This is a genomic window from Nitrincola alkalisediminis (genome assembly GCF_009821115.1).
In the GTDB taxonomy this organism is placed as follows: Bacteria; Pseudomonadota; Gammaproteobacteria; order Pseudomonadales; family Balneatricaceae; genus Nitrincola; species Nitrincola alkalisediminis.
On the sequence record NZ_VYTY01000001.1, the window covers coordinates 178593 to 192635 of the forward strand.

Genomic DNA, 14043 nt, shown 5'->3' on the forward strand with positions numbered 1-14043 from the left:
AGTCAGACTACTTGAGTTAAGGTATAAACCAAGTACGTCAGGTAGGCAACAAACGTCAGCAGCATTGCCGCACCTTCGAATCGGTTGATGCGCCCTAAGTCTGGACCTTTGAAGCCATAGCCTGTGATTAAAAGTGAAAAGGTCAATAACGCCATGACGGGCCAATCACGTGTCAGTACTTCCGGGGCAACGTCAAGTGGTTGAATGACTCCGGCCAAGCCCACAACAGCTAAGGTGTTAAATAAGTTAGAACCAAGGACGTTGCCGAGCGCTAAATCATGTTCACCTTTCCGGATAGCAGCGAAGGCTGCGGCCAGTTCTGGAAGAGAAGTGCCAATCGCCACCACTGTCAACCCAATCACTAGATCACTAATACCTAATGAGCTGGCAATGTCAACGGCTCCCCAAACCAACAGACGAGAGCTAACAATCAGTAGCAACAACCCGATTGCTAGCCACATGCAGGCTTTTCCTAATGTCATCTCCGGAATTTCATCATTCAACTCGCCAGTGTTGTTTGCTTTTTGCTTGAGTCCTTGCAAAATGGTCCATGCCATTACCCCAGCGAATACAACGAGCATAATCGTTGCGTCGAGCCGGGATATTTGACCATTCAGAAGTAGAGCTCCGGATAAAAGAGTGATACCTATTAAGATTGGAATTTCTTTTTTGAGAACGACCGATTTCACGGCAATTGGACTGATAAGGGCCGTTAAACCCAGTATCAAACCAATATTGGCGATGTTAGATCCATACCCATTCCCGAGTGCTAGACCAGGGTTTCCTTGAGCAGCTGCAATGGCTGAGATGAACAGCTCTGGTGCCGAGGTACCAAAGCCTATGATGACCATGCCAATTAGCAGAGTGGACATGCCTGCATAACGAGCCGTAGCGGCTGCACCGTCGACAAAACGATCGGCACTCCAAACCAATAAAACTAGACCGCCGATAACAGCGCCTAAAGCGAGTAACATGGAGAGAACCCCTAAATAGTTGGAATTGCGAGGCGCTATCTTAACGTGTTGTTGTTAGGCTTCAAAGTGGCTTGAGGGTTATGTTTAAAGAGGCAGGGCCTAATTTTGGCTCACTTGATTGTTTAAATGAAATTTGATGGATAATTCCCTTGTGCTTTATTTTCAATCTGATAGAATTTGCGACCTCAAAACGCAGATGTCTGTAAGTGGGTCTTAAGTCCACGCAAGCGCATATTAAGCGTTTTGTTTTGCAAAAGGTCAGGTGTCCGAGTGGCCGAAGGAGCACGCCTGGAAAGTGTGTATACGGAAACGTATCGAGGGTTCGAATCCCTCCCTGACCGCCAGTAAAAAATTCTTTTCTATCATGCTGTGAATATCAGCATCGTCTTATTTTATCGAAACCAATAATACCCTTTAAAAATTACCTACTGTTTATAGGGTTTAGCCTTGGTAAGTTATTTTCATTTCCATCACTACCAATTGGCCGAGCACGTTATGACAAATCAGCAAAGGCTGGACATTCGATTTACAAATCTGTGGAAGTGCCATAAAGCATAAAAAAGTAAAATGTAGGGTTTACGAGTTCAGTGGCAAAACGCCTCGATAATAAAAATCCTAAATAAAGAGGCCCCCATTCATTTGACATTCTAATTATTGGGGGCTTTTTATTACCGTGCTACAGATAGTAGCCTTAGTGCAGCTTCAGATAAGAACTGAGATCGGCTTTTAAACAACTTATTTTCACTCACTACTTTGTCTATTCTAGTTACAAGTAAGTGGGGCAGTGTAATATTGAGCCGGTCTACTTGGCCCATATATTTGGTTAAATCAACATCGATTATAAACCATACACCCCCACTGTACTCCTCCTTATGGGTAAGCTCGTCCAGTCGACTGGCATGGGGAATGTCCTCCCCGTCCTCGACCATGCTTTCCAGCTGTAGGTCGATAGCTTCGGCTACATTACCGATAGTTTCCTCCAAAGTATCTCCTGCTGAAAAACAACCTGGGAGATCCGGCACAGTCACACCGTATGCGTTATCTCCCTCTTGATGAATCACCACGGGATACAGCATTTTCTTCACCTTATTTAGTCATTGATTGCCTTCGGGCTTACTTTCCGGCCTTGAAGGCTATCGGACTATTTAAGCCCGGCTTGCTTCAAGATACTGGCAACAGTTTTGGATGGTAGATCTTTTTTAGGGTGAGGCAAGGTTACCTTGCCTGCTTTTAAGGGGTGCTTCAACTTGTGTATGTACCACCCATCGTTTTCTAGCATCTTCAGTAGATCACGACTGTTCATCAGTCTGTCCTCTGTAGATGCACTAAGTGAAAAATACACATGGTACACACTCTTGTCAATAATTTATGTGTATGGTGTGTAGTCAGCGGCATGTTGAATACCAATATTGTTATCTACGTAATCAAGCGATGACCAGTTGAAGTTTTGGCTGTATTTAACCGCCATGCCGGACAGATGTGTATCAGCTCAAGCACTCTGGCCGAGCTCATGAAGTTACTATGTGTAATGAGTTGATAGTGTCAATGCTGTCACCTTTTTCCGGTTTTCACCTGAAAAAATTACGCTCTAATGAAGAAGTCTTCATTTTGCGTTATCTTCTTCCTATTCTATACGCATCAAGCTGTTGGGTGATCTTACCCAGTGTGCAGATGATGGATCTGAAGTTATCTTTGCCATAGACGGTTTTACGTGGGACTGAACTCATCGCATCCCATGCTTTTGAGCCTTTGTCCATGCCGTCGGCAATAACTTGAGCAATAACATGACTTGGGGTTACGCCAAATCCCGAGTAGCCCTGAACAAAGAATACATTGCCGTGTTCAGTCAACGTACCAATCTGCGGAAAAAAGTTAAGCGTGCACTCCATAGGGCCACCCCAGGCAAGATCAAGTTTTACATTTTTCAGGTATGGGAATACGCCTATCAACTTCGTATGCAGAAAAGCCTTCAAATCGTTCGGAACATATTCCAAAAGTAAGCCGCAGGTTCCGTACAACAGACGATTTTCGTTGGTTACGCGGTAGTAATCAATGATCGGTGAAATATCACTGAAAGCGCCTCGAATAGCGCTTATTTGATTGATCAGCTCCTCTGGTAGGGGTTCGGTCACTGAGTTGAAGGCATAGACATTAATGGTGGTTTTGTGCAGTTCTGGTTCTAATTTATCTAGGAAAGCACCACAAGCCCAAAGCATCTTATTTGCTTTTACTGAGCCTTTAGCTGTTCGTACGGTAATCTGTTTTCCGTATCTTACTTCGAGAGCCGGGGTGTTCTCGTAGATTCTTCCACCATGTACCTCTGTAAAGGCTTTAGCTGCACCGAGCAACAGGTTCAGAACATGCACATGGCCGTTACCCATATGTTTTAGGCCGCAGGTGTATTTATCTGAACCAACGATTTCATGAACCTCGCGGCCTTCAAGGTAAGTGATTTCTTGATCAGGGTTCAGTTGTGAAAAGATCCGTTGCCAAGACTGCAGTGTTTTTGCTTGACGTTTGTTCCAGCCCATGTAGCCGTATCCGTGCTGGAAGTCTGCATCAATATTGTATTTTTCAATACGCCGTTTGATGATGGAGGCACCAATATCACTGATCTTAAGTATGGCTTCAAGTCCATCAGGTCCTACATCTCGGGCAATTTTATCTAAATCGTGTCCAATACCCGCCATTACATGGCCACCATTTCGGCCTGATCCGCCAAAGCCTAGATAATTGTTTTCCAATACAACCACGTCTTTGATACCGCGTTCAGCCAGTTCTAAGGCTGTGTTTATGCCAGTAAATCCACCGCCAATAATAACGACATCTGCTTCAATATCCCCTTCTAGATCAGGATAGTGCAGATCATATTTGCGAGTCATTGTGTAATAGGTCGATGGGTTTTCAAGAGTCATAATTACTCCAATCAATTTTATTATTATCGTATCTAGTAGTTGCAGGACTTCCTGCAATTATTATGGGATGAGAGGCAAGTGATCACTTGCCTTTTCAAAATTACGCTTCGAAACGACCTATACCGTACATATCTGAAGTTACTTTCCACTGGTCATTGATTTTCTGCCAGACTGTAAGTGATCTGAACTCGATAGGGCCTTCTTCACTTGGACAGCTCCACTGTAGCCAGGTTGTAACGACTGAATCACTGAGCTCTTGAACCTCGGTAGCCGAGATTGTCAGGTTTGGAGTCTGCTTAATAACGTAATCAAGCACATCACGAATTGCAGCCTCGCCATTAGCAATAGCGGGAGCAGACTCACCACAGATCATCGCATTTGGTGAGAAACATTCAGCTTGTAGTCTATCGACATCGCCTGCTCGAAACAGGGATTGAAGTCTGTTTACTGCATTTTCAATATTGATCATTAGGGACCTCATTGTTTGGGATCAAGTTTTGATGCCCTTATATTGAGATCTATGGTGTTTAATGTGTATCCCCCAGCTGTGTTACGCCTCCCCCCTAATTGTGGGGGGGCTTATAAATAACCGGAGAGTGGATCCAGTGAGTTTTCGGGGTTATACGTTTTGAGTGAGTCTATGAATAGATTGAAAAGTTCTGCTTGGGATGTGATATCTAGTTTTTGGTAGATATTTTTTTTATAGCCCTTGACTGTTTCAGTACTCAGTCTAAGTTTGAGCGCTTGGGCTTTTACGGAGTGGCCTTCAAGGGAAAGCCTCGCTACTTCTCTTTCTCGCGGGGTCAAAAGAGAAGCTCCAAAATTTTCCAATGCATCATCTAAACGAGGCCCTAGCGATGTTGCTTCTGATAAAGGGTATTGCTGCTTAATGCTCCACCATTTTTTGATCACGGTTTCGAGAATTGAAAAGCAGCTGAAAAAGGAGTTGAATGCCCAAGCTTCATAATTTTTTTCTGTATCAACTCGGCAAACTGATACTATTGCTGATACATCCTCAGACAGTTGGAAAATTGCACACATTTCATCATGTACAGCGATTTTCTCGTAAAAAATATGGTAGAACTGAGTTTCATTAAAATTATCGGGTACGATATCCTGTAGGGAAAAAACACCTTCAGATCCATTCTTCGAAAGGTGGTAGAAGGGATCTAGCAGATAGGCTCCATCTCGGTAAGGTAGTGAAAGAGACTTCCATTCTCGTTCACTCATTTGGCGTTTAAGAGGCCAATAGGGCTTGTTGCTTTTATAGAAAAGTATCAGAGTGCTTATCTTGCTATCAAGTAGTGACGCCAGCTGATGTATAAGATTACTAATTGACTCGTCTGAGAAACCGAATTTTAAAACGTCGGAGATGGCATCATTCCATGGTTTCAGCTTAATTTGACGCATATCTACCCTATACATGTTTCTGCTCTAGCCTCATATACAAGAACCCACGTATTTTGAACAAGCCAGCTTCAGCTAGGCGTAAAAATGATTGATGGCAGGTGCTTAAAATTGTCCCAGCTGCACTATTTAAAAGAGCTTAATTGTTTTTTATTAAAATCTCAAACTGTGAGAAATGTTGGGGGTGGTGCTGCATATATCCTAGACACCGAATAGGCAACGCTTGTGGACCATATAATTGAGCGATGTTATACGGTTGTAGAATTGTAATGTCAGCAATGAAAACATTAAGCCCTTGACCTGTCTATCACTTGATACTTCAAAGTGAGTTTCTGGTGGTGTGGTGCTGCCAGATATTGAGCTTAGGAGGTTTTCAAATGAACGTTGATCAATGGGTAGAAGTATTCCGCGAAACAGGGCTGGATGAAGAAATGATGCATCGGTGGCATCGTGAGTTTGAGCATCGCTATCCGAAGGAGCATGAGTCTTTCTTGAAGTGGCTCAATTTGTCATCCGACGCTATCCTAGCGATCAGGAAAGAGTCGCAAGGTCATTAATGAACCGGGAATCCCAGTGGATAGGCGCTGGGATTCCCTTTCAAGGAAGTATTGCCATGTACACAGTAGGGCAACTCGCCAAAATGTTTGGTCTTTCGCGTAGCACGCTTCTTTATTACGATGAGGTGGGAATTCTTTCGCCGTCAGCACGCAGTGCATCCAACTACCGTCTCTATTCAGATGACGATGTTCGACGAATGGAAAGAATAAAAATCTATCGTGAAGCTGGGCTTTCTTTGGAGGCCATCGGTGGATTGTTGTGTGAGGATGGCGATGCGGTTCCTGCGGTACTGGAGCGCCATCTCCAAGAATTGAGTTGTGAAATTGCAAAGCTGCGACATCAACAACATCTTATAGGCGATCTGTTAGGTAACGCAGAGTTATTGCGAGGAAGCCGCTCATTAACAAAGGAGCAATGGGTGTCATTGCTAGCCTCGACAGGAATGACTGACGATGGAATGAGTCAGTGGCATGCAGAGTTTGAAAAGAGCTTCCCTGAGGCACACCAAGACTTTCTTGAATCCTTGGGGATCGCGGATGAGGAAATTGTTCGGATCCGCAAGCTTTCTTTTTAGTTTTTGTGCACTGAATAGGGTAGTCACTGGGTTCAGGATGACAAGGTTCAATCATGCCTTTCCACGTGAAGACTATATACTGAGTTGCTAATGTTTTTTTGTGGGCTACCTGCATAACGCATAGATTACAATATATCATCGCTTACAGTTATTACTAAGATCATCAACGAGTATGTTTGATTGGGAGCCGGCCATGACATGCAGCACACAGGTTTTGTATATTTCCCATGGCGGAGGGCCTTTACCTTTGCTGGGCGATGCCAGTCATCAGGCGATGATTGATAGCTTAAAAGACCTGGCTCAACGTATAAAACGGCCTAAAGCCATCTTAGTGGTGAGTGCGCATTGGGAGGCCGCAACTCCAACCTTGACATCATCAGAGCATCCATCATTACTGTACGATTATTATGGGTTTCCTGAAGAAGCTTACCATATACAGTACCCCTGTCCTGGGGCCAATGATTTGGCTGTACAGATACAAAGCGCATTGGCCGACGCTCAGATTCATGTTGAACTAGACAGTCGCCGTGGCTTGGACCATGGTGTGTTTGTGCCTTTAAAAATCATGTACCCTGAGGCTGACATTCCTTGCTTGCAGTTGTCTTTGCTGAAAGGGTTGGATGCAAAACAGCACATTGAGTTGGGTCGGGCATTAACATCACTGGAGATTGATGATTTGTTGATCTTAGGCTCAGGATTTTCATTTCACAATATGAGTGCTTTTTTTGCTCAAGAGACGGCTGACATTAAAATGAGGAATGAGGCATTTGAAGCTTGGTTGATTGACACCTGTTCGAATAGGGCGTTGGCAGAAGTCGATCGAGAGCAGCGGCTGATTGAATGGGATAAAGCCCCTTACGCACGTTTTTGTCATCCGAGAGAGGAGCATTTATTGCCTTTGCATGTATGCTACGGAGCGGCTGGACGCCCTTGTGAGGACGTCATTGAGGTTAGAATCCTAAATAAAAAAGCCAGTTTCTATCTGTTTTAGATCTACGCATCGATTAAGTGTCTTTGGTTTGTGCGTTTGCCATCAGAGTTCTTTTTATTAGGATTGTTTAGGACAGAAAGAAGGCTCAACAGGTTCGAATAACGCGTGCTGGATTGCCTGCCAGCACGACATTATCGCCAAAGCTCTTGGTGACGACCGCTCCAGAGGCCACCACCACATTGTCACCTAAATGCACACCTGGATTGAGGGTTGCATGCCCTCCGATCCAGCAATTATGGCCAATATGAATCGGTTTGGCGTACTCGATTCCCTGTGCTCTTTCGGTTGGATCAATCGGATGAGTGGCCGTGTAAATACCAACTTGAGGGGCAATCAGGCAATTATCGCCAATACGCACCTCAGCCACATCAAGAATGACACAACCAAAATTGGCGTAAAAGTTTTCACCCACGTGAATATTGATTCCATAATCGCAGTTAAAGGACGACTCAATATAGACGTTTTTCCCCGTTGAACCGAACAAAGACTTTAAGATTGCCGTACGTTGCTTTCGATGTGCCATACTGGTTTGATTTAGCCTTTCGGTCTTCAAACGCGCTTCAAGTCGAAGCGCCACCAATTCTGAATCAAAGGGGTTAAAGTGCAAACCGGCGAGCATTTTTTCTTTTTCGGTCATGGGGTAGGGCTTCTCATTCTCTTTTTAACGTTCGAGCGTTAGGGTTGGTGGTATGAAGTGTAATCTTTGATTAGGATGTGAGTTAACGCAGACGTATGTCGGTTGATCATCACATGGAGATTAACAGATAGCGTACAGGTCATGCGAGATCTTTATCACGTTCAGGAGACAGTGTGAAAAAATCCATATTAATAACGGGTTGTTCAACAGGAATCGGCCTTTATTGCGCGTTGAAATTAAACGCGTCCGGCTACCAAGTCATTGCAACGGCACGTAAAGAAGAAGATGTTCAAGCCCTTCAAGCGCAAGGATTAGAGTCCTTTGTTCTGGATTTGGCCTCGTCAGAATCTATTCATGCAGGTGTTGAACGAACATTGGCGCTCACAAATGGACGTTTGGACGCCTTGTTTAACAATGGCGCATACGGTCAGCCTGGCGCGGTAGAGGATTTGAGTCGAGATGTTTTAAGAGCTCAATTTGAAACGAACCTCTTTGGTTGGGTTGAATTAACAAATGCAATCATTCCGATTATGCGCCAGCAAAAGCAGGGACGCATTGTCATGAACTCATCGGTACTAGGATTGGTCGCCATGAAGTACCGTGGTGCTTACAATGCGTCGAAGTTTGCACTGGAGGGCATTACAGACACCTATCGATTGGAGTTAAGTGGCAGCGGTATCGGCGTGTCTTTGATTGAACCGGGTCCAATTGTCAGTGATTTTCGCAAGAATGCCTTACGTGCATTTCAAGCGAACATCGACATAGAGTCGAGCGTTCATACAAAAGTGTATAAAAGTGTCTTGTCACGCCTTGCGTCCACAGATGAAGACTCAACTCCTTTTACATTAACGCCCGAAGCTGTCTATCATGTATTGCTTCACGCATTGGAAAGTGAGCGCCCACGCCCACGGTATTATGTGACGAAAGCCACCTACCTATTGGGTTATTTAAAACGTATTTTACCGACGCGTTGGATGGATACTGTATTAAAAGAAGCATCCAAAAAAGAAAACCGTTAGCCGGTTAAGCAACGTAAGCCCGCATCTTAAGGTTATAATTTTAACAATGATTCGGGGCGATGGGTTAGGATTGTGTCGGTTAAGATTAATACGCAAAATACAGATCGTACATCCCCATCAGACAGTCGCTATGCGTTTATTCGACTTAGGGTAACAGGTGTTCGTCCTACGACTGATCGTATTCGAGGCATTGATCTGGTATTGAAGGACGGCAATCAGGTCGTTTCAGAATGGTCGGTAGAGATTCCAGTGCCTAATTTGGCGCCCGCAGAGGCGAATCCGGCCTTTGCTAAAATCGCCAGTCAGCTGCTTGTTAGGTTGACTGGGCGTGTTTTGGTTGGACGTAATATGCGGTTTGTCTCTGCCATGCTACGTAATGAGTTAAAGCGAATTGGCAGTGATCAACGCTTTAAGGTGATTTGTCTTTCGCGTTTGATAAATGTTTTTTCTCTGAGGAAAGAAGGACATCTACGCGCATCTCAACTGACAGCCCAAGATTTACTCATGGAACTAGTGTGGATTAAAAAAGAGGTGGGTCATGATCGATTCGAGGAGGCGCTAGTCGAGCAACTGCGCTACCAATCCTTGCCGCCAAATATAGCCTTACAGGATATTCAGCGGTTGCCAGATAGCCCAGGCGTGTATTACTTTTATGGCGATCAACGCCGTTTATTGTACGTGGGTAAAAGCATTCAAATCCGTACACGAGTTTTATCTCATTTTTCCGATGACCATCGAGAAAATCGAGAGATGGAGATGTCACGGCAAGTGTGTTCGATTGAGTTTACTGAGTGTGCAGGAGAGCTTAGTGCTCTTTTACTTGAAGCTCAACACGTAAAGCAACTGCGTCCTTTGTATAATCGTCGTTTGAGACGTCTGAATCAGTTGTACAGTGTATGTTGGACCGGTGAGCCTTCTCATGCACCTGAAACTGTCATACTGTCAACAGATCAGCCCTTGAAGTCTGAGCATTTGTTTGGTCTGTTTCGCAACCGGATTAACGCCGAGCAGGCGTTACGTAAGCTGTCTGACAAGTATGCGCTTTGTTTAAAAGTACTGGGTCTGGAACGAGGAAAAGGCTGTTGTTTTGGATATCAGCTGGGGCGTTGCCATGGAGCCTGCATTAATCAGGAAACACGGGTAGCTCATGCGCAGCGCCTTCGTGTCGCATTGGAAAGGTTAAAAGTCCAAGCTTGGCCTTTTCCAGATACAGTTGTTCTGACAGAGACAAATGTAAAAAATGGCCGCTCTCAGTCTCATCTCATTCAACAATGGTGCTATTTGGGTGACGCCTCACAGCCCGGTTCTTTGGAGTCGATCGTATTTGATCTGGATATTTATCGATTACTAAACCAGTATTTAAAAGGTCAAACCGTCTTTTCAAGATGGGAGAAAAAGGGTTTTCAATACCATCTAACGTTACCCAATTCCAAGTAATCACGAACGTCCATGACTGCTATCGCTATACCAATAAATATCTGTTTTTCCTTCGCGTTTGGCTGTATACATGGCTTTATCACCTGCAGAGATAAGCTCTTGAAAGCTCTGCCCATCCTGTGGATAGAGGGCTATACCAATGCTGACACCCACGTAATGTTTATAGCCCTCAATCTCTATAGGCTCGCGCAGGCTTTCAATGATTTTTTCAGCCACACACTGCACCCCAGAGCGTTCTTTGATGTCCTCTAACAATAAAATGAACTCATCTCCACCAATTCGCATAACGGCATCCGAGCCACGGGTGGCTTGACGAAAGCGATTGGCGACTTCTTTTAACACCACGTCACCGACTTGGTGGCCAAATTCGTCATTCACTTGTTTAAATTTATTTAAATCCATAAACAATAATGCCACTCGATATTGTTTGCGTTGAGCGCGAGCAATGGCCGAACGATAGAGTTCTTGAAACATTGAGCGATTCGGCAGCCCCGTAAGACCGTCATGTTGAGCAAGATTCTGATAGCGTTGCTGCGAATGATGAAGTTTTTCGGTTGTCGCAATCAGTTGAAAGGTTAGAAACCCGGTGAGCAGTCCTAACACCAGCCCGGCTATTTTGGCGCCCAATACAAGGTTGCTGGCAGAGTGACCATAAGGTGCTTTAGGCACAGCCGCTATATCCCAAGAGCCATTTAAAATACTCACTTGTGTAGTAAAAACGTCAGGTTCCGAAAAAAGACTGGCTTGACCATAAAAGACTTTGGATGGATCTGCCGTGGAGCGCATACTGACTCTAAGGTCTAATTGAGGATCGTTTAGTCCCGCTTTTTCAATAAGCTCACTAAAATCAATCGGGGTGCTCATTAATCCCCAGTAGCGCTTTTCCGAAGCCTCTTGAATGTAAATAGGAACTCGGTGTATCACAGCAACGCCACCTTGTGCTAAGTCGAAGGGACCCGCAAGAATGGGTTGCTGGGTTTCAAGCATGGTTCGCGTTGCGGCACCTTGAAAGGGATGATTTAAAAGATCCAACCCTAAGGCGGCCTCATTATTCTCCAGAGGGAATACGTATTGAATTACATTTTGTGGGGCGAGTGTGATATTGCGAATAAGAGGATTCTCAATCAGTAACTCATTGGATAGGTTTTCAAATAAGGACGGCTCTATATTTCCTGTGACGCGAATGTGCGCAATTAATCCCATCGTCAAATTGGTCGCGCCATTGAGTGAACCTTCAATTTTGGCACGTATCTCGGCTAGGCGCTCGATATGAGTGGCTCTTTCTTGTTCAATGGCCGTGTTCTTGTATAAGTTTGACATAGAGAAGAATAAAACGATCACAATGACACCGACAAGGATAGGCGCAAAAAACTTATAAAGTGTCAGATGTTTGATATTCATCGAATACCCTTCGAGTATGAGGGTGGTCTGCACGGATTGACATTGGAATTAGTATAATGAATTGTCGGCGGTAGAACAGTGGGCATTTACAAATAACCCCGAATAAACGGGGTTATTAGGCATCAATATTGAATATTGACTGGGTGGATTAACTACCTGGGCGTTGTACCCAAGATTGACACCAGCCTTTGGCTTCCACAGAGAAACCTTGGAACAAGGTACAGCCTTCAGTATCGGGTTGCCAGAACATGCAGTTATCGCAATAGCTGCCTTCTTTAAAGGCAGGGTGGCTAGACGCATCAGCGGCCACTTTTTTGTAGTTAAGTGCTTTAGCATTCGGTGCATCTTCGCTCAGAGGCGGTAAGCTAGCTGCAAACGACTTAGACGTTAAAACGCCCATGCCAAGTGGTAGAGCGGCAAGACCAAACATGCCTTTTTTCAGGAAACCACGGCGAGTTGAATTAGCCATTTTTAAATCCTTATTTCATTGACGGTTGAACCCGTGCCCGATTCTGCGATCAGGTCGAGGGTCTTGGAGTTGTTGGATATATTAGAACTTTATTTTATTAAAGCTGCAATGATCCAAATCAAAACTCTTCTGTCTGACCAAGGTAAAGGAAACGAGTTCCTTATTTTTGAGCCTACTTTGTGTTACCTTGATGCAAACAGAGCGTATCTTATACACACTTAATCGCTCATGAACAGATGTTACGGGTATTTAATATGCATGCCCTTTCTCATACGGTAACCTCATACAATCAGTTTAATGCGGGGCAAAGGTATTCCGTATTCTGAGTTTTATGGCGTTCGATGTAGAAAGTATCGAGTGCTCAGACCCAGCCCTACCGCGCCCGTCATCACCGACACCATAGGGAGGGGAGTTCCATCTCCCAGTAATCCGACAGCGGCTCCTGCAAAAGCACCTAAGGTAAAACCTGCCGCACCAGTGAGGGCCGTTGCGGAGGCGGCACTGTGAGGAAAAAACTCTACTGTACAGGACATACCATTGGACATGACAAATCCTTGCAAGCCCATAAACATGATGATGAGTGGGATGAGTAGTGATAGAGGATGAGGCGTTAATAAAATGCATAAGAGCGTGATAATGCCGATGATCACTTGTGCAGCTTGGGCCGTGAGTAGAATTTTTTGAGGGCCAAAAATATGGACAATACGCGCATTAATTTGATTGCAGACGAGGATCATTAGAACATTTGCACCAAATAATAGCGGGTACATTGCAGTGCTGACGGAGTAATAGGTTAGGTAAACGGTCGCTGATCCAGTAATAAATGCAAACATGCCGCCATTACCAAATGCGACGGAAAGTAAGTAACCCATGGCTTTTTTGTGCAGGATAATCTCTCGGTAGCGTTGCGCGAGGGTTAAGGGGAGGCGGTTTGGGTCATGGCGACGTGTTTCAGGAAGGTGGACCCACAAAACCCAAAGTAAAATCAAACAATACACTTGAAGGAGAATAAAAATACTGCGCCAGCCCGTTACCATTAACAGCAAGCTGCCAAGTGCAGGCGCAAGCATCGGTGCGACCATCATGATGGCGGCGATACGTGACATGGCTCTGGCACTGTCTGCTCCTCGATATAGATCTCGGACAATGGCGGCGGAGTTGACGACGCTTATTCCGCCACCGAGTGCTTGTAGAAAGCGGCTGCCCCATAAAACGCCAATAGAGTCACTTAAAATAATTCCAATCGAACCAAGGCTAAAAATACTCAATCCGCAGACGATTGCTGCTCTTCGTCCCCAATGGTCGGAAATGGGGCCGCCGGTCAACTGACCCAATGCAAATCCGCCTAGGAATACGCTAAGCGTTAATTCGATGTCATGTACGGAAACATGAAGATCTTCAGCCATGAGTGGAAAGGCCGGTAGATAGGCATCAATGGATAAGGGAGCCAGCGCGGTTAATGCGGCTAGCATCCAGACTAAGCCAGGGATAACTTTTTGATTAGTTGTCGTCATGGGGTGTCTCGGGAAAAGAAAAAATGCTATTTTAGACTGATCAGTATAATTATGTAACAGCTGGATAGACGTTTTTTGATTTTAAGTTCGGCTTCGTTGTTCACGGGCCTCCTTAAATTATTTCTGTACAACACAAGTCTTATGATT

General features: G+C 44.7%; 15 protein-coding genes and 1 tRNA gene. 6 read left to right on the forward strand and 10 right to left on the reverse strand.

The genetic code is table 11. The features are described 5' to 3' along the window. Nucleotides 1-2 precede the first annotated feature (2 nt). Complete coding sequence (locus F5971_RS00810) at nt 3-974, reverse strand: calcium/sodium antiporter (protein ID WP_193493489.1); 972 nt, start codon at nt 972-974, stop codon at nt 3-5. 256 nt (nt 975-1230) lie between these two features. Here F5971_RS00810 and F5971_RS00815 point away from each other — a divergent pair. Further along, nucleotides 1231-1318, forward strand: a tRNA-Ser gene (locus F5971_RS00815). A 324-nt stretch (nt 1319-1642) separates the two neighbouring features. On the opposite strand, the gene F5971_RS00820 is transcribed toward F5971_RS00815, so the two are convergent. The 5 genes from F5971_RS00820 to F5971_RS00840 form a co-directional block, all read right to left on the reverse strand. Continuing rightward, nucleotides 1643-2050 carry a type II toxin-antitoxin system HicB family antitoxin gene (locus tag F5971_RS00820; RefSeq protein WP_193493491.1) on the reverse strand — a complete coding sequence of 136 codons (408 nt, stop codon included), beginning with the start codon at nt 2048-2050 and terminating at the stop codon, nt 1643-1645. Between the two features lie 65 nt (nt 2051-2115). After that, on the reverse strand, nt 2116-2277 hold the full coding sequence (locus F5971_RS00825; RefSeq protein WP_193493493.1) for a type II toxin-antitoxin system HicA family toxin: 162 nt from the start codon (nt 2275-2277) through the stop codon (nt 2116-2118). Between the two features lie 310 nt (nt 2278-2587). Further along, nucleotides 2588-3889: an NAD(P)/FAD-dependent oxidoreductase gene (locus F5971_RS00830; protein ID WP_223116225.1), complete on the reverse strand. Its 1302-nt coding sequence runs from the start codon at nt 3887-3889 to the stop codon at nt 2588-2590. Nucleotides 3890-3989: 100 nt separating this feature from the next. Beyond that, nucleotides 3990-4358: a nuclear transport factor 2 family protein gene (locus tag F5971_RS00835; RefSeq protein ID WP_193493495.1), complete on the reverse strand. Its 369-nt coding sequence runs from the start codon at nt 4356-4358 to the stop codon at nt 3990-3992. Nucleotides 4359-4468: 110 nt separating this feature from the next. After that, nucleotides 4469-5299 carry a helix-turn-helix transcriptional regulator gene (locus tag F5971_RS00840; protein WP_193493497.1) on the reverse strand — a complete coding sequence of 277 codons (831 nt, stop codon included), beginning with the start codon at nt 5297-5299 and terminating at the stop codon, nt 4469-4471. Nucleotides 5300-5673: 374 nt separating this feature from the next. On the opposite strand from F5971_RS00840, the gene F5971_RS00845 reads away from it, so the two are divergent. The 3 genes from F5971_RS00845 to F5971_RS00855 all read left to right on the forward strand — a co-directional run bounded on the left by F5971_RS00845 (nt 5674) and on the right by F5971_RS00855 (nt 7419). After that, a complete protein-coding gene (locus F5971_RS00845; RefSeq protein ID WP_036506473.1) occupies nt 5674-5853 on the forward strand; it encodes a MerR family transcriptional regulator in 180 nt (59 codons plus the stop codon). Next, a complete protein-coding gene (locus F5971_RS00850; protein WP_246187735.1) occupies nt 5853-6428 on the forward strand; it encodes a MerR family transcriptional regulator in 576 nt (191 codons plus the stop codon). The genes F5971_RS00845 and F5971_RS00850 overlap by 1 nt, the downstream gene beginning before the upstream one ends. A 193-nt stretch (nt 6429-6621) precedes the next feature. Next, entirely contained in the window at nt 6622-7419 is a 798-nt protein-coding gene (locus tag F5971_RS00855; RefSeq protein WP_193493499.1) for a DODA-type extradiol aromatic ring-opening family dioxygenase, read from the forward strand. Between the two features lie 85 nt (nt 7420-7504). Here F5971_RS00855 and F5971_RS00860 read toward each other — a convergent pair whose 3' ends face one another. Then, the gene (locus tag F5971_RS00860; RefSeq protein WP_036506475.1) at nt 7505-8056 is read right to left on the reverse strand and encodes a sugar O-acetyltransferase; all 552 of its coding nucleotides are present in this window, start codon (nt 8054-8056) and stop codon (nt 7505-7507) included. Between the two features lie 173 nt (nt 8057-8229). Here F5971_RS00860 and F5971_RS00865 point away from each other — a divergent pair, with 173 nt between their 5' ends. Both F5971_RS00865 and F5971_RS00870 read left to right on the forward strand, forming a co-directional pair. Further along, the gene (locus tag F5971_RS00865; protein ID WP_036506479.1) at nt 8230-9075 is read left to right on the forward strand and encodes an SDR family oxidoreductase; all 846 of its coding nucleotides are present in this window, start codon (nt 8230-8232) and stop codon (nt 9073-9075) included. 72 nt (nt 9076-9147) lie between these two features. Further along, entirely contained in the window at nt 9148-10512 is a 1365-nt protein-coding gene (locus F5971_RS00870; protein WP_193493501.1) for a hypothetical protein, read from the forward strand. On the opposite strand, the gene F5971_RS00875 is transcribed toward F5971_RS00870, so the two are convergent. The 3 genes from F5971_RS00875 to F5971_RS00885 all read right to left on the reverse strand — a co-directional run bounded on the left by F5971_RS00875 (nt 10513) and on the right by F5971_RS00885 (nt 13896). Beyond that, entirely contained in the window at nt 10513-11913 is a 1401-nt protein-coding gene (locus tag F5971_RS00875) for a sensor domain-containing diguanylate cyclase (protein ID WP_193493503.1), read from the reverse strand. A 148-nt stretch (nt 11914-12061) separates the two neighbouring features. Continuing rightward, the gene (locus F5971_RS00880; protein ID WP_036506487.1) at nt 12062-12382 is read right to left on the reverse strand and encodes a high-potential iron-sulfur protein; all 321 of its coding nucleotides are present in this window, start codon (nt 12380-12382) and stop codon (nt 12062-12064) included. A gap of 329 nt (nt 12383-12711) precedes the next feature. Then, nucleotides 12712-13896 carry a multidrug effflux MFS transporter gene (locus F5971_RS00885; protein ID WP_193493505.1) on the reverse strand — a complete coding sequence of 395 codons (1185 nt, stop codon included), beginning with the start codon at nt 13894-13896 and terminating at the stop codon, nt 12712-12714. Nucleotides 13897-14043: the final 147 nt, after the last annotated feature.

What these genes read in the sequence shown, in the direction of transcription:
- F5971_RS00840 (WP_193493497.1), bottom strand. Translation starts at nt 5,299, where the DNA reads ATGCGTCAAATTAAGCTGAAACCATGGAATGATGCCATCTCCGACGTT.
- F5971_RS00875 (WP_193493503.1), bottom strand. Translation starts at nt 11,913, where the DNA reads ATGAATATCAAACATCTGACACTTTATAAGTTTTTTGCGCCTATCCTT.
- F5971_RS00860 (WP_036506475.1), bottom strand. Translation starts at nt 8,056, where the DNA reads ATGACCGAAAAAGAAAAAATGCTCGCCGGTTTGCACTTTAACCCCTTT.
- F5971_RS00885 (WP_193493505.1), bottom strand. Translation starts at nt 13,896, where the DNA reads ATGACGACAACTAATCAAAAAGTTATCCCTGGCTTAGTCTGGATGCTA.
- F5971_RS00820 (WP_193493491.1), bottom strand. Translation starts at nt 2,050, where the DNA reads ATGCTGTATCCCGTGGTGATTCATCAAGAGGGAGATAACGCATACGGT.
- F5971_RS00810 (WP_193493489.1), bottom strand. Translation starts at nt 974, where the DNA reads ATGTTACTCGCTTTAGGCGCTGTTATCGGCGGTCTAGTTTTATTGGTT.
- F5971_RS00845 (WP_036506473.1), top strand. Translation starts at nt 5,674, where the DNA reads ATGAACGTTGATCAATGGGTAGAAGTATTCCGCGAAACAGGGCTGGAT.
- F5971_RS00855 (WP_193493499.1), top strand. Translation starts at nt 6,622, where the DNA reads ATGACATGCAGCACACAGGTTTTGTATATTTCCCATGGCGGAGGGCCT.
- F5971_RS00880 (WP_036506487.1), bottom strand. Translation starts at nt 12,382, where the DNA reads ATGGCTAATTCAACTCGCCGTGGTTTCCTGAAAAAAGGCATGTTTGGT.
- F5971_RS00825 (WP_193493493.1), bottom strand. Translation starts at nt 2,277, where the DNA reads ATGAACAGTCGTGATCTACTGAAGATGCTAGAAAACGATGGGTGGTAC.
- F5971_RS00850 (WP_246187735.1), top strand. Translation starts at nt 5,853, where the DNA reads ATGAACCGGGAATCCCAGTGGATAGGCGCTGGGATTCCCTTTCAAGGA.
- F5971_RS00830 (WP_223116225.1), bottom strand. Translation starts at nt 3,889, where the DNA reads ATGACTCTTGAAAACCCATCGACCTATTACACAATGACTCGCAAATAT.
- F5971_RS00835 (WP_193493495.1), bottom strand. Translation starts at nt 4,358, where the DNA reads ATGATCAATATTGAAAATGCAGTAAACAGACTTCAATCCCTGTTTCGA.